We start from the raw sequence: 23,132 nt of genomic DNA on the forward strand, positions 1-23,132 counted from the left end.
ACCTTACCAACTAGCTAATGCGCCGCAGGCCCATCTGCAAGTGAGAGCCGAAACCCTCTTTCCCCAGAAAATCATGCGATTTTCTGGACCATCCGGTATTAGCTAACGTTTCCGCTAGTTATCCCGGTCTTGCAGGCAGGTTGCCTACGTGTTACTCACCCGTTCGCCGCTAAGTATAAGAAGTGCAAGCACTTCTTATACTCCGCTCGACTTGCATGTATTAGGCACGCCGCCAGCGTTCGTCCTGAGCCAGGATCAAACTCTCCAATAAAGTGTTTGACTTGCTCATTTTGTTGCTGGTTGGAATTTTCATTCCGGGGGTTCCCGTCCGATCCATAAAGGAAAGGACAATGAAACCTTATTTTGAAATTTGGACAATTTCGCTCGCTGTTCAGTTTTCAAAGGACAATGTGTTTCGTTTGTGTGATGCCTTTTCTCATTCGCTGCGTGGTTAGCAGCGAGAAGTATCATAACACATCCGTTTTTGTTTGGCAAGTTTTTTTTCACTCGGTGATGACTTGATATGGAGTGAAGAAGAACTCATCCATGTCGCTGTCGTTTTCAGCGACGCTTTTTAATATATCACAATCGCTTGCGCTTTTGCAAGTGCTTTTTTCATCCGGTCTCTCGCACATGGCGCTGAGTCCAGAAGGGTTATGACGCTTGCTGAAGTCATGAAGCAACCGGATCATATCAGACCGCATATTCCCTATCTGACGATAAGGTTAGCTTGCAACAACTCCCCTCTCCAATTCACTCTATACGGAGATGAACTCGATTGCGGGATGTTCGATAGACAAGCCGTTTGAAGCGGCGAGTAATAATGTATCACAGCACGAATAAACTTGTCAACTAAATCAAAATATAAATCCAATAGTAAGGAAATGAATTGACGTTTAAACTGATAATGATTATCATTGTCTTAAAAGTATATGACTGATTGAGGTGGATCAAAATGAAGATTCATTACTGCTGCCGCAACATGAAGAAGACATCCAAATCCGTTTACAAACATATGAAAGCAGAATTTCCTCAACATAAACACAAGAAGAAAGATTGCATCGGTCGCTGCAAAGACTGTTCCAAACAATGCATCGTCTCTATTGGAAAATCACAAAAAATCTTATGCACCTCCAGCACAGAGGAACTGTATATGGAACTGAAGAAAGTATTGCAGCAACATGAGGCTAAACAAAAAGTCGTTTAGTACCCCTCCCTTCAAAGCCGTCCATCATTATGCGCTTATGCGCTATTCTATTACAATAGAAAGCATGCATCGTACCGCAAATAGATCATAGATAAATCTCGCGTAACGAAAAAGGACTCCGGCTCACGTGCATGCCGAAGTCCTTTATTTGATATCTGGCTATCCAGTCTATTCTCTCAACCAAATGAAGTAGAAGAGGAAAACAAAGAAGAGCAGATACATAATCCAGTGAACCTTTTTCGCCTCACCCTTCACGACCTTCGTAAGCGGGTAAAGAATAAATCCAAGCGCAATCCCCGTTGCAATGCTGTAGGTCAATGGCATCGTAATAATCGTCAGAAATGCCGGAATCGCTTCTTCTAATTGTTCCCACGCAATCTTGGCCAAATTGGAAGCCATGAGCGCACCTACAATGATGAGCGCTGGCGCTGTAACCTGCGGTGTAACGACAGACAGCAACGGTTCAAAGAACATCGCAAGGAAGAAACAGCCTGCTACGATCACCGCGGTAAAACCAGTTCTTCCGCCCGCACCAACACCTGCAGAAGATTCAATGTAAGAAGTAGTGGTGGAAGTACCCATTACTGCACCAGCTACAGTTGCGACAGAGTCAGAAGCAAGTGCCTTGCCCGCACGCGGTAATTTGCCATCCTTCATAAATCCAGCCTGGCTTGCCACACCTACCAATGTACCTGCCGTATCAAAAAAGTCTACAAACAGGAACGTCAATATCACAATCAACATATCCTTGGTGAAAAAGTCAGAGCTGAACAATGGATCAAACAGGGCTCCAAATGTTTCAGGTGCAGCTGGTGTATCCACCACACCGCTTGGTCCGTTAATAATACCAACAATAATACCAACGACCGTTGTAATGATCATGCCATAGAAAATCGCGCCGTTCAGTTTGCGTGTCATGAGCAGAGCGGTAATGACAATCCCGAAAATCGCTAATAACGTTTCTTTACTTTGAAAGCTGCCCAGTTCAACAAAGGTGACAGGGTTTGCAACCACAATACCTGCGTTCTTCAAACCGATAAAGGCAATGAACAACCCGATCCCTGCCGCAGCTGCATGCTTCAAGACAGGTGGAATGGCATTGATAATCGTTTCACGTATTTTAAACATCGTCAGGAAGATAAACACAATACCCGAGATAAATACAGCCGCCAATGCATTTTGCCAAGGAATGCCCATGCCAATCACGACGGAATAAGTAAAAAATGCATTCAGGCCCATACCCGGTGCCAACGCAATCGGATATTTAGCGAAGATTCCCATGATCAGCGAGCCAATAATCGCGGCGACTGCTGTAGCGGTAAACACAGCAGAAAAGCTCGGGAAGCTGATTCCCGCGTCGATCATCCCTTGCTTCACATCTGGAGGAAGCTCTCCACCGCTCAACATATTCGGATTAACGAATAAAATATACGCCATTGCCAAAAACGTCGTAATCCCCGCAATGATCTCTTTTCTAAAAGTGGTTCCATGCTTGGCAAATTCGAAGTATCTCGCGATGCCATTCTCGTTCTTGTTGCCTTGCTGTGGTGTGTTAGCCATACAGCTGAGTCCTCCCTAAATTGGAAATGTTAGCGTTCGGATTAATAACAAAAAAAGGCCAGATATATTCTCTGGCCTCAAACTCTCTACGACTTCCACACCCAACGACAACCTGCGAGAACATCTTCGTAAAGCTAGATGTACATGCTGCCGTCTTCCGTAGCGAGACCATTCCGGTGGTCCTGTAGAGACTCTCAAGCCAATTCCTGAGAATATACGAAAGCTTTTTTTGTTGTTTTCCGTTCTCTATTCTAAAAGGGATGTCGGCACTTGTCAACATGAAATCCGAACATTTTTTAATGAAAAATAAATTAAGTTCGGAAGAAAACGCTTTCTACCTAATAATACAAGTCCAATATGAATGAAATGACTTTAATCACAGAAGAAAGGTCGGTTTTCGAGCTCACCCATTGACGGATGCTGGAAAGTCTGACAAGAATCTAAAAAGCTCACTGCCCATAGAGACAGTGAGCGCTTGCTATAGATCGTTCCTGTTTATTTCTCGGTTATCTTTCCTGTCCATTTATTCAGATATCTCATCCTGATATTTCTTTATGATATCTTTTCAGCACCAGGCTACTTGCCGAGTTGCCGAGCCTACTCCCACTCGATCGTAGCAGGCGGTTTGGAAGTAATATCGTACACGATGCGATTGACGTTATCGACTTCATTCACGATCCGGTTCGAGATCTTCTCGAGTACCTCCCATGGAATACGGGCCCAGTCCGCCGTCATGCCGTCGATGGACGTTACTGCACGAATCCCGACCGTATAGGAATACGTACGGGCATCCCCCATAACCCCGACACTTTTCATGTTCGGCAAGGCCGTAAAGTATTGCCACACTTCACGATCCAGTCCGGCTTTGGCGATTTCCTCACGCAAAATGGCATCCGACTCACGCACGATCTCCAGTTTTTCTTCCGTTACTTCTCCAAGCACACGAATCGCAAGACCCGGTCCCGGGAATGGCTGTCTCCATACAATTTCAGCTGGCAGACCGCATTCTTCCCCAACCTTGCGCACCTCATCCTTGAACAGCGCATTCAGAGGCTCAATCAGCTCGAAACGCATATCCTCCGGCAAACCGCCTACGTTGTGATGCGATTTGATCGTTTGCGCAGTATCTGTTCCACTTTCCACGATATCCGTATACAGAGTCCCTTGTGCCAGGAAGTCAAATTCACCAATTTGAACAGACTCCTCATCGAAGACGTAAATAAACTCGTTTCCGATGATTTTACGCTTCTGCTCAGGGTCACTTACGCCTGCAAGCTTGGACATGAAGCGTTCACGGGCATCAATCTTCACCACGTTCATGTCGAATTTGCCGCTGAACGTTTCCATGACACTGTCTGCCTCGCCTTTACGCAGCAAGCCATGATCAATAAACATACAGGTCAGCTGATCGCCAATCGCCTTGTGGATCAGAATCGCCACCACCGAGGAATCAACGCCTCCGCTTAGTGCACACAATACCTTGCGATCCCCAACCCGTTCCTGAATTTCACGAATCGCATCCTCAATAAAGGTCTCCATACTCCACTGACCTTCGCATCCGCACACTTCAAACAAAAAGTTCCGAATCATATCGTTCCCGTAGACGGAATGACGCACTTCTGGATGGAATTGAACCGCAAAAAACTGCTTCTCCGGATGACTCATAGCCGCAACTGGGGCATGTTCCGTGCTGGCATCAATCATAAATCCTGCAGGCGGATCCAGCACCAAATCACTATGGCTCATCCACACCTGTTGCAGCTGCTCCAGACCCTGCACGAGTTGAGAATTTTCATTAAAATTCACGATGGCTTTACCGTACTCTCTCTTATGAGCTCGCTCCACCTTGCCTTTTAGCTGGTGAGCCATCAGTTGCATGCCGTAGCAAATCCCCAAAATGGGAATGCCCAAATCATAGACAGCGGTGTCTACAATCGGGGAATTTTCCCCATACACACTTGCGGGTCCGCCAGAAAATACAATCCCTTTCGGATTCAGTTCCTTCAGCTTTTCCATCGAAGTATTATATGGAAGCAGTTCACTGTAAACCCCTAAATCTCTAATTCTCCGTGCAATAAGCTGATTGTACTGTCCACCAAAGTCCAGTACGACGACCATTTCATTCGGCTTGTTAATCATGTGCGACAAAGCCCTCCTAAACGTAATAGGGACACGCCGGACAAGGCGTGCCTAACTAATAGAACTCATTATATCGAAGCGCAATTCATACCGTCAAGAAAAATAACTGGAATTGGAAAACAGGCTGTCATATAAACGGGTCATCTGCCTGACATCCTCCTGCCGACTGCGCATGGGCGCCCTTTCCTGATAACGAAACCGTTCGTCGAACTGTACCCAGGCCCGCAAGCGGTCTTCAAGCTCTGGTCGCTTGCTAGAGATGCGACTCGCGTAGTCCCGCAGCGTTTCCCCGTCATTCCGCGCTCCCAGCCTGCGGAAAATACGCTGCCACCTTCTATCCAATTGACACATCACAGCTTGCTCTGGACTTCTCCCCGGGTGAACAGGAACACCGCGCTGCCACCACTGCCAGCCCCGTGCCCGTAACGGATAACCGAACCGCCAGGCGATGGCCATGACAATCAGGAGCAAGAGGAGTCCGATCCCCAGAATCCATGCAACGGAAATCCGTCGATTCTCCGACACATCTGGGAGCATCGGCAACGCTTGCAGCCTTCCACTCGCAGCTTGCGCCCATGAACCTGCTTCTTCCGCAGACAGATGCCTCAGCCAGCTTCTTCCGAGCATGGAGGCTTGTGACCACTCTCCAGCCCAAGCTTGGACAGAAGTGAATACATCTGCCGTGCTCCACCGCTTTGTTTCAGACGAAGAAGGCTCCCCTGACAGACTTGCCCAGACTGGATGATCCGATCTGGCCGGGGTAGGGTTCAGTCCAATCCAGCCCGTGCCTGCCACATACACCTCCACCCAGGAATGGGCATCTGCCTGCCGCACCTCGACTTCGAACGTGTCCGTCTCATCCGTTGGGGCAGCGATGACTTCTCCCGCTCCATATCCCTTCACCCAGCGAGTCGGCATACCTAACGTCCTCAGCATCACCGCAAAGGTGGTGGAGAAGTGATCACAATAGCCCCACTGTTGTTCAAACAAGAAATGATCGACAAAATCCATGTCTTTCGGAGGGCGTTCACTGCCCGTCATTCGATAAGAATAACGCGCGCTAAGCTCCCTGAGCAAAAGCAGAATGGACATCTCCTCACTTTCACTCTCTTTCGTCCACTCTCTTGCCAGCTCGGCCACCCTGACCGGAAGTCCCTCGGGAAGCTGTGTATACACCCTTTGTTCCCTTGCGGAGAGAAATCCCGGCCTCGGAAACACATACAGGCTGTCTTCCCGCAGCAGGGCGGGTACAAGTGAACCATTTCTGGATGAAGCGGCGACCGTGACTGCATAGTCCGAAACCGCTGACGTGGCGCTCAACCACGCCTGACTCACTGAATCATAATACACGGCTGCCAGCTCCTCATCTTCCGTCGCTTCCGCCTGAACCGCAGGCCCTCCTGCAAATAATACCGTGGTCGCATGCCCTTCTCTCATTTGGATCGTTTGCTGGAAGATCTCTTCGCCACCCGCTGCATAAGCCATGCCATTAAAGTTGGCAGATTCGAAAGGTTTGGAGGCGGCCTCTCCCGTTTCCCCGTCATTCAGCCAACCTTTACCGGAGTACAAGGCTCTGGACTGACCACGCCAGTAGGTCACATGCGGTGTTTTCGCCACAAAAACAGACGTATGATCCGGCACCAGGCTTTGGCCAAGTTGACGGTCATCCTGATCGTAGCCGGACAGCGCGGGAAGCGAATCAGTGGACAGGTGACCCGGTGTGATCCAGCCCGCTTTTTCCATGAGCGTATCCAGGTCCATCACCTTGCTCTGTCCCTCATAACCCGTTGTCAGCGCATGAGACACGATAAGGGTCCCTCCAGTCAGGCCGAGCATCACCACCAGCCAAATCGCTGAACAAGTCAGCATCGAATGAGAGGGATGCTTGCCTTCGTCGTAGAATTGCAATAGTCTGGTCAGGGACAGCAGGCTCAGACCCAAAGCAACCGTCCCCGCCGCTTCCCATCTCACATCTGCACCCGTCAGCAGCTGAAATACAGCGACATAGCTGACCAGGAAAGCCACAAACCAGCTGACCGAATGCTTCACAATCGTCAAATAATAGAGCGCTTCAATCATGAGAACCAGACCGATGAAGAAAAGCAGCGTCTTGCCCTGTCCACTGACTAATCCCAACTCGCCGTGCAGCAAAAAGCCCGCATCCTGAACATAGACATGGAACAAGTCTGACCATACCGCCTCTTGAAAGGCTGAATGTGGCTCAAAATAAGAGACGATCAACAACAAACCGGTAAGCACATACCCGCAGATCCTCACCGCCACCGAGTCCACCAGCATGCGCAGCGCGGCAAACACCCCTGCCGCCAGCATAAACGGCTGCAGGATATACACCTCCGTATGCATCCACTGCACCTGCAACGTTTTGAGCCATGTGTAAATACAGCCCAACAAACATCCTGCAATCAGCCAGCGAAGCATCCCCTTCATCGAAAACAAGACCCTATATGGAGCCATTACCCTGCGTCGACCGAAAATAGCTTTATCAGGAGAAGGTACGGACGGCTTCATTCCCCTCTCCTCCCTTCCCCTGTATCAACTGCATCATCGCTTGTCCGCTCCAATGCTTCACATCCTCCATGGCCTGCTGCTGAGAATGATCCAGGATCGTCCACACGGGAATACGCCTGAACAGGTGCAACAGGGCATGAGCGGAATGAGCCTCACCAGCCGACATAGCGGGATACTGACAAAGCCTGTCCATCATCGATTCAAATGAATCTGCACAATAACCGAGCACCCCGCTCTTCGTCTTCCAGGACAAACCCAAATAAACCGAAACAGCATCCACATGCAGTTCAGCCTGCAGATTCATCATCTGTTGAATCAGCCTCTCCAGTCGCTCCTCACGCTGCGGATCATCGAGCCAGCTATGAAGCCAAATCCCTCTATATGGATTTCCTTTATAACCATACTCCAGCAAATGGGGTTTGCCATGCTTGGCGGACTGCTTCCAGTGCAGGTGCCTCACCCGGTCTCCGGGGCGAAATTCCCTTACTCCTGTCCATTCCCGCTCCCCCTCCATATCCAGGGTCGGCGGGATTCGCAGCGAAGCTAGCAACCTGCTTCGATCCCGATTCTCATCCGGTTTCGGATGTACGTCTAACATCTGTTCATCCTGCACACGACGTTTCTGGCGGGTAATACCGAAAGGTTCCCCATACTCGATCCGTACTCCTGTACTCGTATATCTTCCTCTTGGCAAGCTCTCCAGTTCATACGTATAGGTCCAGTTTCTTCTTCCAAGCGGAAAACCGAGTTTTCTGACCACCCACGTATCCGCAGAAAGCGGACAGTTCCATGCTTCCTCTACGAACAGCCACACCGGAAGCCATCGCGTGCCCAAGACAAGACGTGTACGAATTCGAACCGTATCCCCTTCCTCTGCCTCCAACGTTTCTACTTCCCGATCTATCGACGCAACAGCCTTTCTCGCAAAAAATGGCAGACAGGCACACAGCCAAACCAAACCCAAACTGCATACGAAAAAGTAGGCCGTAGCTCCGCCCGACACACCTGCATATATCCATGATCCCGTCCACAATAAAGTCAGCGTCAGCCATCTCATCCCGGTACCCTCTGCTTCACATCTCGATTGGACCGTACACCCGAAGCGGAGAACACCGGAACGGGAATCGCATGAACCAGCTCGCTCATCCACGCCACCGCCTCCTGATGCGTGTAAGCATGACGCGTATGCCACACCATACGATGGGCCAGCACATGAGGGGCCATAGCGCGGATGTCATCAGGGATTGCATAGCTTCTGCCTGCCAGCATCGCACGGGCCTGAGCGCACTGGAGCAATTGGACGGTTGCACGTGGGCTGGCACCCAGCGATATATCCGCATGCTGTCTCGTTTGCGTCACCAATGCCACCATATAACTCTTCAAGGCAGGATCGACATACACCTTCGCCCGCTGCTTCATCAACTGGACGAATTCTTCCCGAAACAAAATCGGTCGCTTTTGTCGTGCCCTTTCGGCCAATCGATCCGTTTGATCCAGCATCCGCACCTCTGAATCCGGATCGGGATAACCCAGTGACAGCTTCATCATAAATCGATCCAGCTGCGCTTCCGGCAACGGATACGTTCCCTCGAAGGACGAGGGGTTCTGCGTTGCGATGACCAGAAAAGGAACCGGCAACGGCATCTGGGTACCGTCTACACTGATACTGCCTTCCCCCATCGCCTCCAGGAGTGCAGATTGCGTCCTCGGCGTCGTCCGGTTCAATTCATCAGCCAGCAGCAGATTGCAGTGCAGTGGCCCTTTCTGAAATTCAAAACGATGACTCGGCTGATGATAGATAGGATAGCCTGTCAAATCCGCCGGCATAACATCCGGCGTACACTGTACACGATGAAAATCCATATCCAGCGCATTCGCAATTGTCTGCGCCAGCAGCGTCTTCCCAACACCCGGTACATCTTCCAGCAGTACATGACCTCCACTCACAAAAGAAAGCATGCATTTCTCTATGAGCTCTCTCTTCCCGGCAAATCGTTGCTGCACACGGTTAATCACGCGCTCCAGCAACTCCCGGGGGGCTTCCGCCAGCGGCCAGTCCTTTTCCACAGACCGTTCCATGAGATCGACCTCCTTGCCTTCCAGACAAATCTATTCTCTCTGAATAGCATTGCCGAAAGAAGAGGATCTTAGACTCGCAATCTATGAAAGGGAATCCATGAGAGAGGATTGAATCAATCTAACCAGTCCAATGCCCTCTATCGTCGTATGCCCTGCCTCATCCAGCTCCAGCTCAGGCAATGACACCGTAAAGGTACCTGACGGCATATGCACCCGAGCTTTCTGCTCAATTGGCAGCCATTCAATCGTGCCGTTTCTGAATATGGATACAGCCTGCTTGGTCTCGCCTTCCCATCTCACGATGCCTCCCAGCCATGTGGTTAATTGGCGAATAGAGATTGGCGTCCGAAGCACGGCAGCGCCTGCTTCTCCAGCCCCGCTTGAATCGGTCATTTCAAATGCTTCACTTATTTCGGTTAGATTCGTGTTTGCCATGGTTTCGATTGGTTTCGTATTTCTCATTTTTCCGGTTGGATCTGTGGTTGCTGTGAATACCTTTGTTTCCGGCGTCTCTGCTGGATCTGATGAGGTAGTTGCCCTTGCCTTATCTACTGGATCCGTGTCAATCATGATATCTGCCAGCACCGTTGGCATCTTCGCAGGCAACTGTGAAGATGCGAGGCGTCGCGCTTCTTCCGAGTTCTCCACCAGACGAATTTCCTCCAGGTGATCGAGACTGCTGTGGGTCCAGGCTTCATGCTGGTTCATCGAAACGTTGCGTTCCCATCTGGATGAGCCCAGTCTGAACATGACCGGTTTTACCTGCGGAGTGAGTGCGGCAAACTCATATCCCTTGCTCTTGAACCATTGAATGATCTCAGGCAGCGCTTCCACCGTCGCCTGCTTACCTGCCGCATCATGCATCAACACATTGACCTCATGGGCGAGCGTGCCTTGTTTGACCGTACGGATAATCTCTTCCGCACTCACCTGGCTGCTGCGGCTGTCCCCGCTGTCGATCGTCCAGTCATGAATCCGATAGCCCGCCTGGTTGAGATAATAGAAATAAAAGGCGTCAAAATTCAAATACGTCCCCCCGGGAGCTCTGACCAGCATCGTCGGTTTGCCCGTGATGCGCGCTATCACCGCTTCTGTCTGCTCCATCTGCTCCCAGAAAGTCTCATAGCTTGTATATAATTCGGAATACTTATGATTATACGTATGATTGCCAATCGCATGACCTTCCTCCACCATTCGCTCCAGCAGCTCAGGTCTGTACTCGGCCAGTTCACCCAGTACAAAAAAAGTCGCGGGAACCTGTTCCTCTTTCAAAATGTCGAGAACTAGGGGCGTCAGCTTGCTCGGGCCGTCGTCAAAAGTCAAATAGACTGTCGGCTCCTCCGGTGTAACATAGTCAAAAGCTTGCGGCATGATTCTCTCACCCTGCTTCAACTGCCTATAGTGCGCGTCCAGGCTCTGGTCTTCCTGTCCGTCACTTTCTCCCTCTGCTGCCCATGCCCATTCTTGTCCCCAACCGATCATGATCAGCAGTGCGATGACGACCATTACGCAACCCTTCACCGTTCTCATCCGTTTCGCTTCCTCCCAAATGGAATCTTTGATATAAACCGATTGCTAGATTATATGGGGAAGAAGCAATGTGTATGACTGGTTGTACAAATAATCTCGTGAGATCATTCCAGCCTTGTCACGATGTCATGTTCTGCGGTGTCATAGTGCCATCGTCTGCGGTGTCACGGTCTATGGATGATTAACCCTATCCATGGTATAATCAGGAAATTACATGCTGATTTCTTGTGATATCTTGTACCTTCTTTGTGACTCGTTCCTAACTGAATCCTCCCTATCTATTAAATGTCTGCCAGCATACAGCAAACTAGCCTTAATCAGATTATTGACAGGAAATCTGCCCCGCTTGAGGAGATCGGAGAACACCCCATATGAACACAAAGCAGAAAAAAAGATGGACATTTGCCATCGTTGCCATCCTGACCGTTTATCTTGTTCTCATTCGCAGCTATACGCCCGAAATGGCCATTCGCAAAATCATCTGGATGAACCTGCAATGGAAAACCGCCTTACAGGCTGAAATCACGAAAATGCCCCAAGACAACCTCTACGCGGTAAACGGCTGGATAAACAGCGAAACCTACACACCTGTACAAGAGGTTGTTGTCAAAAAGAATGGGTTCCTCGGCTATGTTGTCGTCGATACGGAAAAGGCACCTTAATCACTTGTTGCAGGCCTGCCTGGGAGACGATCATCAAAAAAGACCACGCCCTATCCCAGGACGCGGTCAGCTTTTCACTCATCTAGCTTCTTTTTAGCCTTCACTCTTTAAGCTTTCTCTTTAGTGTTCTCTCATTTAGCTTTCTCTTTAGTGTTCTCTCATTTAGCTTTCTCTCTTTTAGCTTTTACGCCATTAACATTTCACTTGCTGCGCATACATTTCATTTGATGCCCATTCCGCCTATCTGTCTCATCACAGCCGGGAGGATGAACCCTAGCCCTTTACCGCAGCCAGCACTTCGTCCACATGCCCTTTTACCTTGACCTTGCGCCACGCCTGAGCCAGCTTGCCTTCCTCATCAATCAGAAACGTAGAGCGCTCAATCCCCATAAATTCTCTGCCGTACATCTTCTTCAGCTTCCACACCCCGAACTGCTCACTCACCGTGTGATCCTCATCTGCCAGCAGGGTAAACGGCAAACTGTGCTTGGCAATAAACTTGTCATGCGACTTTAGACTGTCCGGACTAATGCCCAGTACCACCGTCTGAAGCTGTTCAAAATCAGGATGAGCATCACGGAAATCGCATGACTCCGTCGTACATCCCGGCGTGTTGTCTTTTGGATAGAAATAAATGACGACCTTCTGTCCTTTGAAATCATGCAGGCTCACCTCACCGCCGCTGGAAGCGGGCAACGTGAAATCCGGTACGACCTGTCCTACTTCAATCTCTGACATCCCATTCACTCCTCTTCATATTTTGTGCAATCTCTGAAATCTGTTTCGGTGTAGCCTGTTTCGGTGTAGCCTGTTTCGGTGTAGTCTGTAAAACCAGTTTCTGTACAATCTTGCAAACCGTCTTTGTACCGTCTGTAAAATGAAAATCGGTGCCATCAGTGCAAATCTAGATGGAACGGCTTGTGCATCTGCCTGGATGTACTTCATCGCATATGAACCTCTGCTTCTATTGTACATAAGTGAGAGCAGGAAGACCAAACTTGCGCTGTCCACCTCCAGGAAAATATCACAACAGAAGCAGAACAAGTGGCCTCAGCTTCCCGCTCCGCGATATTTACGAATGCCGACATTCCAGATCGAGATCCCGACAGTGAGAAAGACAGCCCCCACCAGCGGGGTGAGAAAGGCGAAGCCAGCAACCGTTTCCTTGTCCAGAAAAAAGGCAGACGGATAGACACCCACGAAGGCAAACGGAATCATCCAGGTCAGCACAAACTTCATAATCTTGTTGTAAATGTTCACCGGATAGCGGCCATATTGCTGAATATTCCACATGAGCGGCAAAATGCCCGTCGGGGAATCCGAGAAGAAGGAAATCGCCGTCAAGACAATATAAATCCCTGCGTAAATCATGACAGACCCTGCGATAAACAACAGCAGTGCGAGCGGGGTATACCATTCAAACGGCAGTCCGAGTGAAATCCAGGCATATCCCATGATGATGCCTCCTGTTACGGCCCCCAACAGCGAAGGAGGGGACACATTTTCCAGCAACAGCTGCACCAGGTTGTATGCAGGCCGGGTCAAGATACGATCCATTTCCCCTTTTACAATATAGCGCTCCGTGAAATCCCACAGGTTGAAGAAGCAGGCGAAGATTCCATACGGAATCATGAAATAACCATAGATAAAAATGATTTCATTGCGGTTCCAGCCGCCCAACAGATCCGTATGCCCGAACACCACCAGAATGAACAACAGATTCATCCCCTGAAAGAGCAAATCTGTAAATACCTCTATCCAAAAATCCGAGCGGTACGTCATCCTCGTCTTCATATAAGCCTTCAAATAATCCCAGAACATCGTCAAATAAAACATGGTTCGCCTACCCTCCCTGCACAAACAAACGTTTTCTCGCCTTGCGCCATGTCCACGCAATCGGTACGGTAAGCACGAGGAACCATAGCAATTGAACCCCCATGGCCTCCCAAATGGCTCCACCCGTCACCCGTCCTGTAAATACCGAGGCAGGAAGAAAGGTAATCGCCTGAAACGGCAGCCAGGTCAGTATACGCTCCGCCCAGTCTGGAAAGAAGGTCAGCGGAATGATCAGTCCGGAGAACAAATCTACGGCTACCCGTTTCATTCGCATCAAGCCTTCATTATTCTCCACGAAAAACGCAAACAGACCCACCAAAATATTCAGCTGGGAATTAATAAGGAAACTAAACCAGATCATAATGAGAAAAATCCCCCAGGTCGCTGGGTCAGCAGGCAGTTTCACCGGAAACAAGAGCAGAATCAGTAGCATTCCCGGTACGGAAAACAGCAGCAGACGAAAAATCCCTTCACCGAGCCCTTGCATCATTTTCACAATTAAATATTGATAGGGCCGAATCATCTGAATCGCAACACTGCCGTCCTTGATCTCGCGCGCAATCTCACGATCCAGATTATTGAAATAAAAAGCCCTCGCCATCCAGCCCACTGCCACATAAGTCGTCATCTGTTCCACCGTAAATCCTGCCAGCGTATCACTGTTGCCGTAGATCGCTTTCCACAAAAAATAATACGCGCCAATGTTAATGGCATAAATAATAATCCCGCTGTAGTAATTCACCCGATAGGCGAGCATCATCAGAAAACGAATGCGAATGATTTCCAGATAGGCACTATACATGCACACTCACCTCAGCCGGCTTGTCCGCAGAACCTGTCTTGTAAATCTCTCGCACAATGTCATCTGTATTCGTCTCAAAAATCTTCATGTCCCGAATCTCCACTTCATTGACCAAACGGGCCAGCACCTGGGACACCTTGGCTGCGTGCTGCGGAATAAACACCTTTCCTTGCATCGCATTCTCCAGCGACCACTCTACCTGCAGATCCTTCGTTAACTGCTCCAGCTGCCCAAGCTCGACCGCAGACTCGAACTGGAAGGCGATTTCCTTGCCCTTGCCCCATGTGGACTTCAGATGATCGAGATTGCCGTCATAGATCACCTGTCCCTCATCCAGCATAATGACGCGGGAACACAGTGCCTCAATGTCTTGCAAATCATGAGTGGTCAACAATATCGTCGTACCGTTTCGCTGATTCAGATCCTTCAGAAATTGCCGGATCTCCGTCTTGACCACGATATCGAGGCCAATGGTCGGCTCATCGAGAAACAGCAGCGAAGGGTTATGAATCAGGGAGGCGGCCAGTTCACAGCGCATTCGCTGTCCGAGACTGAGCTTGCGCACCGGTCGATTCAGCAGATCACCCAGTTGCAGACGCTCCACCAGTTCATCCAGACGGGTCTTGTAATCCTGCTGTCCGACCCGATATACCTTGCGCAGCAGCTGGAAGGATTCGATGACACCGAGATCCCACCACAATTGACTGCGCTGACCGAAGACGACCCCGATATGGCGCACGAACTTCTCTCTCTGCTCATACGGGACATAGCCTCCAACCTGCAGGCGGCCCGATGTCGGAACCAGGATACCGGTCAGCATCTTGATCGTCGTCGATTTCCCTGCCCCGTTCTCTCCAATATATCCGCAGATTTCTCCCTGGGGGATCGTAAAGCTGATATCGTTAACGGCGATCACTTCTTTATAGGTTCTTCGGAACAGGTCACGGATCGCCCCCGTTAGTCCCTCCCGATTTTGTTGAACCCGAAATTGCTTGCGCAGATGTTCAACCTCAATCGCATTCATTCGCGGTTTCCCTCTCCTTTATATGGATGCTTCCTATGGATCAGAAACAGATGCATTGAACCAACATCCATTTTCGTATAAACTAAACATCATGATCATCATACACGATCCGAGATAGCGTGGAAAGCATGGAACAGACGTCCGTTGGACGAGCCTGCCACATGCAGAAAACATGGACTCGATTTGACCGACACGAAAGGATAATAGAACACACATGAAAAAACGTAAATGGAAATGGATTCTGATCAGCCTGCTGATTGTCCTGATTGGATTAGGCAGTGCACTCACGTATTACTTGTATTCCGTTGCCGCCGATATACATACATCCAAGGAGAATTCACGATTCAAGGATCTGTACCAGGATGATGAAGTGCAGCAATATGAGCCTGAAGTATGGGAAGGAACAGAACGAGTCAATATTCTTCTGCTTGGCGGCGACTCCCGGGGCATTGAGAACGGGGAACCTCCGCGATCGGATACGATGATCGTCGTCTCTGTCGATCCCGTCTCGAAGCAGGTTCATTTGCTGTCCATTCTGCGGGACACTTGGGTGGATATCCCCGGACATGGACAAAGCCGCATCAACTCGGCCTTTGCGACCGGAGGCCCGTACCTGGCCCAGAAAGCCGTCAGTGAATGGCTTGGCATCCCGATTCAATATCATATCTTTGTTGATTTTGAAGGCTTCATCGCCCTGGTCGATGCAGTAGGTGGCATTGACTATTATGTAGAAAAAGACATGTACTACAGCAGTCGTGCAGATGGCCCGGCCTATACCATTAACCTGAAGGAAGGCTATCAGCATCTGGATGGTCAGAAAGCACTGCAATATGTTCGCTTCCGCCACGATGCCATGAGCGATTATGCCAGAACCGAGCGTCAGCGCAATTTCCTGACCGCTATCGCGGACAAGGTGCAGTCCACCTCGTCCATCATGAAGTTTCCGTCCATTCTGAACAATGTCAAAAAGCATATTGAAACGAATATTACACCGAACAACCTGCTGAAACTGGGCAATCTCGCCTTTGATGTGCGTACCAGCCAGGTTGCCAGCTTGCAGCTCCCGCCATTTGAGCTTCTGCAGGAAGTATCCATCGGCGGAGCCAGCGTACTAACTGCTGATCAGGCCCAATTGCAGCAATTTATTCAGGAGTCATTCGCCAAGCAACCGGAACCGGAGCAACCAGCTCCAACGGATGCTGAAGGAACCCATTCCTCATCTGGCGCTGACGGACAGACTGGCGAATCGTCATCATCCCTGACAGAACCAGCATCTGATTCTGCCTCCTGATTCCACTCGACATGCAGGCAATCTGGTCTGTCAGACAGGCAAAAGGAGTATACAACAACGATGAAACGTGAACGTTCCCATGCCCTCTATGAGCAGGCATTGCAGCATATTGTCGGAGGCGTAAACAGCCCCTCCCGTTCCTTCAAGGGAGTCGGAGGCGGTGCCCCCGTTTTTATGAAAGAAGCGAAGGGTGCAACCTTTACCGACGTAGACGGCAACAGCTATATTGATTATTTGGCGGCGTACGGACCGATCATTACCGGTCATGCCCACCCGCATATTACCGAGGCGATCACCCGGGCCGCCCAGTCGGGCGTCCTGTACGGTACCCCTACAGAGCTGGAAATTACATTTGCCAAGCAATTAAAGGATGCCATTCCGTCAATGGACAAGGTTCGCTTTGTCAATTCCGGCACGGAAGCGGTCATGACGACGATACGCGTGGCACGTGCCTACACGGGACGCAGCAAAATCATCAAGTTCGCCGGCTGTTATCACGGTCATTCTGATCTGGTGCTGGTGGCGGCCGGCTCTGGCCCATCCACCCTGGGCATACCGGACAGCGCTGGTATCCCCGGCTCTATTGCGCAGGAGATTATAACCGTTCCTTTCAACGATATCGACGCCCTGCGCGAGGCATTGGACAAATGGGGCGAAGAAACGGCTGCGGTGATGATCGAGCCGATTGTCGGTAATTTTGGCATGGTCATGCCCAAGCCCGGCTATCTGGAAGCCTTATGTCAGCTGACTCGCTCCTACGGCGCACTCGTCATCTATGACGAAGTGATCAGTGCATTCCGTTTCCACTATGGCGCCGCCCAAACGTACAGTGCGTTCCCCGATCCTTCACTGGTCGAACCGGATCTGACTGCGATGGGGAAAATTATCGGCGGTGGACTGCCGATTGGCGCCTACGGCGGCCGCAAGGAAATTATGGAGCAGGTCGCTCCCCTTGGGCCTGCGTACCAGGCAGGAACGATGGCTGGCAATCCGGCTTCGATATCCGCAGGTGTGGCCTGTCTGGAAGTGCTGAGTGAGCCCGGAACATATACCCGGCTGGATCAATTGGGGCAGCGTCTGCAAAACGGCCTGGAACAGGCTGCACGGCACCACCAAGTGCCCCTAACCGTCAACCGCATTGTCGGCGCACTCTCGACCCACTTCTGCGAGCATCCCGTTACGAACTATGAGGAAGCCAAAGATACAGACGGGGAACATTTCGCCCAGTTTTTCCGCTTGATGCTCGATCAAGGCATTAACCTGGCTCCCTCTAAATTCGAGGCCTGGTTCCTGACGATCGCGCATACCGAACAGGATGTCGATCGTACGATTGAAGCAGCCGAACACGCCTTTGCCCATATGAACCACTGAGAACGTCAAGCCAAATAAACAAATCCATATCCCGATTAACAGCAAAAAATCCAGCAGGCGCCAAGGCGTTGCTGGATTTTTATTTGCGGCTTCTCTGTTTGACTGACATTCCATGATCCTTCATCCCCCCCACCCATAACAAATGAGAGGTGGCCTGTATACGAGCGTCATGGTTCACTTCCCCAGTCTGTTCTGCTCCAAAATGCCGCTCATAATATGCTTTCATGTTCCGCAGCAGGGCTCTACTTAACCGGCCCGAGCCTGGGCTTGTGCTCGCACTGGACGCTCCCGTCTTCTGAACAGCACGCAAAAATGCGTCCACAGAAGAATGCCACTCCACCGCATGTTCCTCCTGCATCCACAGCGGTTCAAGACCTGCCTCAGACTGCCAACGCGCCCAGTCAGACAAGGCTGGAAACCTCTGTCCGTGCCGGTGACGGGGCAATCCGAGCGCTGCCTCAGCCTCGGCAAAGGATTGATGCAATTCAGTAAAGGTATCCGGGCCATACGTGCTGAAGGCGGCATATCCTCCTGGGTTGAGCAGCCTCCAATACGCCATTGCCGTTTCGCGAGGTTCATTGAACCACTGAAAAGCTGCACTGGAAATGATGAGATCAAATTTTCCTGAATCTATCGAAACCTTGGAGACATGCGAATTCTGGCACATCTGCGGGAACTGCTGCACCCATTCTTCGGCGTCTGCGCACACGTATTCGATCCTGCTGCGCACGTTCTCCCCATGGTGGTCATGAAGTCTCTGTCTTGTGGCCTGTAGCATCGCCGGAGCCATATCCAGTGCCACCACCCGGGCCTGCGGATATTGCACCGCCAGACGTTCCGTCACGTAGCCGGTTCCACAACCTATCTCCAGGATTCGCATGGAGGCACTGGCATTTGTCACCGAAGCGTCCAGCATGCGCAGCAATTGTTCCGCTGCATAGCGCTGAATGATGGCAAACTGATCATAGGTGCCGGCATGCCGATCGAAGTGGCGCTTGACGATCTTTTTGTTAATCGGTGAGAGATTCTTCCCTTCCATTTGGCATCGGTGTCCTTTTCCATAATGTATGAATGTGTGAGGCCAGCTGCGCAGGATGACTGAGCGGCAGGGCATGTCCGCCCTGCTCTACCCACAGAAAGCCAGCCTTGCCTTTCGCCTCTCCGTCCCGCTGCTCCAGCTTCCTCAGCGCCGCAGCCGGGCACGTCGCATCCTGCGTGCCGTGAATCCAGTCGATCTGAATGTCTTTCTCTTCGAGCAGCTTCACATACGCCTGGGACACATCCGCCTCACACAGGTACTGCAATCCTGCCAACAATGCTTGATGGGACCAGGATGAATGAACCAGCAGCTCGGCTAATTTTCTCTCCGTCTGATGGCGTTCGGCTTGCGTTAGCATAGCTGCCGCAAAATCCTGGAACACCACTTCAGATGACGCCCGGCATTTATGAATCATGCGATGCATAATTCGCTCCGGCCAGCCCAGCTGGCGGTCTTCCGACGTAAATTTCAATGTCGTGCTCACCAGCACGATTCGCTTGACTGAAGATATAGACGCCGGGGCTTCCTTGTGCATGCGCGCCAGCACATCGAGTGCAAGGATTCCCCCCATGGACCAGCCGACAATCGCGAGCGGTTCATCTGGCGTCATTCGGATCGCCTCAGACAACATCCGCTCCCAATCCGCCAAGGTATGGCCGTTTTCCATTTTCACGATCTGGTGCTTGTCGTTCGAAAAAAAAGGGAGGACCTCCTCCCAGCAATTCGAAGGCATCCCCCAACCTGCAACCCATAGGATTCGCAATGCTCATCCATTCCTTTCATGATCATACGTGATCAGCGCGATCTGTTTGAGATGATATCAGTCCGCACGCGTGTCCGGCTTCTTCCATTTGCTCCAGCGCCCACGTCAGGTCCGCTCGCTCATGCACAGCTGTCAGCGTGAAGCGAATGCGGGCACTTCCTGCCGGAACCGTGGGCGGACGGATCGCTACTCCGGCAATGCCTCGCTGATGCAGTTCACGACTGAACTGCAAGGCCTTCTCATTGGAACCGGTCATGACCGGAATAATCTGACAGACACTGTTCCCCGTATCAAAGCCCATTCCCTTCAGTTGATGCCGGAACCAGCCACTCAACTCGTTCAGTCTTTCCCTTCTCCAGGGCTCCTGGCGCGAGCGCCGAACATTGTAGCGGTTCATTTCCACCACGACCGGGGGCAAAGCCGTTGTATAAATCAAGCTTCTCGCATGGTTTGTCAGATAGCGGATCAGTCTGCGGCTCCCTGTGATATAGGCGCCATAACCGCCATATGCCTTGCTGAAGGTGCCCATTTGAATCTCGATGTCATCCTGCAGTCCCATCTCGTGAATAAGCCCTGCTCCTTCAGGTCCGTAAAGGCCGCTGCTATGCGCTTCATCGATCATCAACATGGCACCGTAGCGATGTTTCAGCTCCACCAGTTCCTTCAGCGGGACCATGGTACCGTCCATACTGAAAATACTATCCGAGACAATCAGCTTTTTCCCGTTGGGGTTCGCTTTTTTCAGTAGAGATTCTAGGTGATTCATGTCTCCATGCTTGTAACGATGAAGCTTCGCCCGGCTAAGCAGCATACCGTCCACGATGCTGGCATGGTTGTAGCGGTCGCTGAACACCTCATCATTTCTGCCGACGAGGGAACTGATCACCCCGATATTGGCCATATAGCCACTGCTGAACACCAGACAGGCTTCGGCTTGCTTAAACGCGGCAAACTCTTCCTCAAGCCGGGCATAAGCGGGATAATGACCCGTGATGAGCCTGGAAGCGCCCGAACCGAGCAATCGCGCAGCGGGAGACGGCTCCGGCCAGTCATTCTCTGCCATACTGAGTCCCAGATAATCATTGGAGGCCAGATGCAGCAGCCGCTTTCCTTCCACATCTAGCCAGCCCGCCGCAGTTACTGCGGTTTCACGGAGCGACCGAACCTGCTGCCGGGCCTGAAGTTCATCGAGTTCCGCATCCATCCAGGCAAGAGAATCCGTTGGCGTGTGGGTCTGATCAGCTGTATATTCACTGTTCTCGTCTGCTTGTCGGTGCTTCATTATTGGATCCCTCGCTTACAAGGCACAAAGCTCAATCTCAAATCCCATATCCTCGATCATCTGATGATCACTCGTCGCTTCCTGACCTTCTGTCGTCAAATAATCGCCTACAAAAATTGAGTTCGCCGCATATAAGCCCATCGCCTGCATCGAGCGAAGGTTCACCTCTCGGCCTCCGGAAATACGAATCTCCTTCGTTGGGTTAATGAAACGCATCAGCGCCAGCACTTTCAGACATTTTCTCGGATCGAGTTCCTTCTTGTCCTCCAGTGGTGTACCCGGAATGGCATTGAGGAAATTGACCGGAATGGAGTCTGCATCCAGCTCTCTCAGCGCATACGCCATCTCCACGATCTCCGTATTGGTCTCTCCCATACCGACAATACAGCCGGAGCAAGGAGACATACCGGAAGCCTTCGCTTTGTTGACGGTTTTCACCCGATCATCATACGTATGTGTCGTCGTAATGCTGGAGAAATTGGACTTGCTTGTATTGAGGTTGTGATTGTAGCGATCCACACCGGCATCCTTCAGTCGTTCTGCCTGCTCATCGGACAGAATTCCAAGACATGCACAGATTTTGAGCGGCATGGTCCCCTTGATTTCCTTGACGGCTTCTACCACCTGATCCAGTTCCTTGTTGGTTGGCCCTCTTCCGCTCGCCACAATACAATAGGTGCCGGCCTGCATATTCATCGCCTGCTGCGCACCCTTCACCAGAACATCCTTTTCCATCATCGTGTACTTGTCAATGGGCGCATCGGACACAATTGACTGCGAGCAATATCCGCAGTCCTCCGGACATAGCCCGCTCTTGGCATTGATAATCAGGTTCAGCTTTACTTTTTTGCCGTAATGGGCTTTACGAACCTGAAACGCTGCATTCATGATCGACAGCAGCTCGTCATCATCAGCCTCCAGTACAGACAATCCTTCTTCTACAGTCAGCAGTTCCCCGTTTAACGATTTTCGTGCCAGTTCATCCCAGTTCAATTGTGTTTGCAGCATATCCATGCTCCTCCTCTATATGGTTCCATCTCATGATTCATTCAATGTTTAGTGGCTTACATGCCCGCATTCTTTGCCAGACCGAGTACCAACGTCCAGTCCAGATTCTGCTCACAGACCTCATCCCACCGCTCTTTCCAGCTTTGCCAGTCTGCGGGTGAAGTGGTTTCCGGCTCGCCCTGAACATCCGGCAGCAGTCCCAGTACCTTGCACTGCCCGAAATGCTCGATCATCTCCCGATTCTCCTGCACCTCAGGCCTCTGAGTCGCCAACATGCCATTGATGACGATCCCTGCCACTTGCAGGCCGCGACTTCTCGCTGCTTCAATTGTTAACAGCGTATGGTTGACCGTACCGAGCCCCGCCCGGGCCACGATCAATACCGACATTTCCAGATCAATCGCGAGATCGGCAATGAGTTGCTTCTCGGTCAGCGGAACAAGCAAGCCGCCCGCCCCTTCCATGATCAACAGATCGGTCTGGCTCGCACGTTGACGGCCTTCCTCAACCAGCTGTTCATAGTCCAGCTTCATACTCCTGCGCCTGGCAGCCATCCAGGGAGCCAGCGGGTCCGGCAGTGTGACGCTTACCAGATGCGCTTCCTCTTCTTCTGCACCGCTTCCCCATTTCAACCGAAAGCTGTCTGCTTCCGCCGTGCCCGTCCTGACACCGGTTTGAACCGGCTTCCAGGTCTGGGTTTGAATGTGCCGTTTTCGCAAGCCCGATGCGAGTCCGTAGGTGACTCTTGTTTTGCCAATCCCTGTGTCTGTACCCGTAACAAAGAGAGGTCTCATCCTTGCCGTTTCACTCCCGATCATGTGTGCTTGGTGTATATGTATATCCTGAATTGTCAACCTTCAGAACCCCGAGGGGTTAACAATCATAATCGTCCCTATCTTACCCTTTTTTTATCGCGCTGACAATACGTATCCTTTCAGGGAGTTGTTCATGATCCACACAAAAACACCGTTCTCTGCGCGATCCTGACTCGCAAAGAACGGTGCTTTCCC

The 23,132-nt window shown here is 50.9% G+C and carries 18 protein-coding genes, 1 rRNA gene and 1 riboswitch; of the genes, 3 read left to right on the forward strand and 16 right to left on the reverse strand.

Going from position 1 to position 23,132, the window contains the following annotated elements:
• From ACFSUC_RS18425 to ACFSUC_RS18455, 7 genes are all read right to left on the reverse strand, one after another.
• Positions 1-271, reverse strand: a 16S ribosomal RNA gene (locus tag ACFSUC_RS18425); the annotation flags it as partial.
• 1,104 nt (positions 272-1,375) lie between these two features.
• Positions 1,376-2,725, reverse strand: coding sequence for an NCS2 family permease (locus ACFSUC_RS18430; protein WP_379931276.1), 1,350 nt, complete (start codon positions 2,723-2,725; stop codon positions 1,376-1,378).
• A 182-nt stretch (positions 2,726-2,907) separates the two neighbouring features.
• A riboswitch (purine riboswitch) is annotated at positions 2,908-3,007 on the reverse strand.
• 357 nt (positions 3,008-3,364) lie between these two features.
• Entirely contained in the window at positions 3,365-4,903 is a 1,539-nt protein-coding gene (gene guaA / locus ACFSUC_RS18435) for a glutamine-hydrolyzing GMP synthase (RefSeq protein ID WP_379931277.1), read from the reverse strand.
• A gap of 96 nt (positions 4,904-4,999) precedes the next feature.
• Positions 5,000-7,435, reverse strand: coding sequence for a DUF4129 domain-containing transglutaminase family protein (locus ACFSUC_RS18440; protein WP_379931120.1), 2,436 nt, complete (start codon positions 7,433-7,435; stop codon positions 5,000-5,002).
• Positions 7,410-8,492, reverse strand: a complete 1,083-nt coding sequence (locus tag ACFSUC_RS18445) for a DUF58 domain-containing protein (RefSeq protein WP_379931121.1) — start codon at positions 8,490-8,492, stop codon at positions 7,410-7,412. Before ACFSUC_RS18445 ends, ACFSUC_RS18440 begins: the two co-directional genes overlap by 26 nt.
• Positions 8,489-9,514, reverse strand: coding sequence for an AAA family ATPase (locus ACFSUC_RS18450; RefSeq protein ID WP_379931122.1), 1,026 nt, complete (start codon positions 9,512-9,514; stop codon positions 8,489-8,491). Before ACFSUC_RS18450 ends, ACFSUC_RS18445 begins: the two co-directional genes overlap by 4 nt.
• Before the next feature lie 81 nt (positions 9,515-9,595).
• Positions 9,596-11,044 carry a polysaccharide deacetylase family protein gene (locus ACFSUC_RS18455; protein ID WP_379931123.1) on the reverse strand — a complete coding sequence of 483 codons (1,449 nt, stop codon included), beginning with the start codon at positions 11,042-11,044 and terminating at the stop codon, positions 9,596-9,598.
• A gap of 371 nt (positions 11,045-11,415) precedes the next feature.
• On the opposite strand from ACFSUC_RS18455, the gene ACFSUC_RS18460 reads away from it, so the two are divergent.
• Positions 11,416-11,706, forward strand: a complete 291-nt coding sequence (locus tag ACFSUC_RS18460) for a hypothetical protein (protein WP_379931124.1) — start codon at positions 11,416-11,418, stop codon at positions 11,704-11,706.
• Positions 11,707-11,979: 273 nt separating this feature from the next.
• On the opposite strand, the gene bcp is transcribed toward ACFSUC_RS18460, so the two are convergent.
• From bcp to ACFSUC_RS18480, 4 genes are all read right to left on the reverse strand, one after another.
• Positions 11,980-12,444: a thioredoxin-dependent thiol peroxidase gene (bcp, locus tag ACFSUC_RS18465; protein WP_379931125.1), complete on the reverse strand. Its 465-nt coding sequence runs from the start codon at positions 12,442-12,444 to the stop codon at positions 11,980-11,982.
• Positions 12,445-12,756: 312 nt separating this feature from the next.
• Positions 12,757-13,542: an ABC transporter permease gene (locus tag ACFSUC_RS18470; protein WP_379931126.1), complete on the reverse strand. Its 786-nt coding sequence runs from the start codon at positions 13,540-13,542 to the stop codon at positions 12,757-12,759.
• Positions 13,543-13,549: 7 nt separating this feature from the next.
• Positions 13,550-14,344, reverse strand: a complete 795-nt coding sequence (locus ACFSUC_RS18475) for an ABC transporter permease (RefSeq protein WP_379931127.1) — start codon at positions 14,342-14,344, stop codon at positions 13,550-13,552.
• Positions 14,337-15,368 carry an ABC transporter ATP-binding protein gene (locus tag ACFSUC_RS18480; protein WP_379931128.1) on the reverse strand — a complete coding sequence of 344 codons (1,032 nt, stop codon included), beginning with the start codon at positions 15,366-15,368 and terminating at the stop codon, positions 14,337-14,339. The genes ACFSUC_RS18475 and ACFSUC_RS18480 overlap by 8 nt, the downstream gene beginning before the upstream one ends.
• A gap of 214 nt (positions 15,369-15,582) precedes the next feature.
• On the opposite strand from ACFSUC_RS18480, the gene ACFSUC_RS18485 reads away from it, so the two are divergent.
• Together ACFSUC_RS18485 and ACFSUC_RS18490 are read left to right on the forward strand one after the other, a co-directional pair.
• Positions 15,583-16,659: an LCP family protein gene (locus tag ACFSUC_RS18485; protein ID WP_379931129.1), complete on the forward strand. Its 1,077-nt coding sequence runs from the start codon at positions 15,583-15,585 to the stop codon at positions 16,657-16,659.
• A 60-nt stretch (positions 16,660-16,719) separates the two neighbouring features.
• The gene (locus ACFSUC_RS18490) at positions 16,720-18,030 is read left to right on the forward strand and encodes a glutamate-1-semialdehyde 2,1-aminomutase (RefSeq protein ID WP_379931130.1); all 1,311 of its coding nucleotides are present in this window, start codon (positions 16,720-16,722) and stop codon (positions 18,028-18,030) included.
• A gap of 79 nt (positions 18,031-18,109) precedes the next feature.
• On the opposite strand, the gene ACFSUC_RS18495 is transcribed toward ACFSUC_RS18490, so the two are convergent.
• Genes ACFSUC_RS18495 through bioD form a run of 5 tightly spaced genes read right to left on the reverse strand, consistent with a single transcriptional unit; the run spans position 18,110 to position 22,916 of the window.
• The gene (locus ACFSUC_RS18495) at positions 18,110-19,069 is read right to left on the reverse strand and encodes a methyltransferase domain-containing protein (protein ID WP_379931131.1); all 960 of its coding nucleotides are present in this window, start codon (positions 19,067-19,069) and stop codon (positions 18,110-18,112) included.
• Complete coding sequence (locus ACFSUC_RS18500) at positions 19,041-19,802, reverse strand: alpha/beta fold hydrolase (protein ID WP_379931132.1); 762 nt, start codon at positions 19,800-19,802, stop codon at positions 19,041-19,043. Before ACFSUC_RS18500 ends, ACFSUC_RS18495 begins: the two co-directional genes overlap by 29 nt.
• Positions 19,803-19,854: 52 nt before the next feature.
• Complete coding sequence (gene bioF / locus ACFSUC_RS18505) at positions 19,855-21,114, reverse strand: 8-amino-7-oxononanoate synthase (RefSeq protein ID WP_379931133.1); 1,260 nt, start codon at positions 21,112-21,114, stop codon at positions 19,855-19,857.
• A 15-nt stretch (positions 21,115-21,129) separates the two neighbouring features.
• Complete coding sequence (gene bioB / locus ACFSUC_RS18510) at positions 21,130-22,122, reverse strand: biotin synthase BioB (protein ID WP_379931134.1); 993 nt, start codon at positions 22,120-22,122, stop codon at positions 21,130-21,132.
• 56 nt (positions 22,123-22,178) lie between these two features.
• Entirely contained in the window at positions 22,179-22,916 is a 738-nt protein-coding gene (bioD, locus tag ACFSUC_RS18515; protein ID WP_379931135.1) for a dethiobiotin synthase, read from the reverse strand.
• Between the last annotated feature and the right edge of the window lie 216 nt (positions 22,917-23,132).

The sequence above is a fragment of the Marinicrinis sediminis genome, assembly GCF_042685085.1.
GTDB classification, from domain to species: domain Bacteria; phylum Bacillota; class Bacilli; order Paenibacillales; family KCTC-33676; genus Marinicrinis; species Marinicrinis sediminis.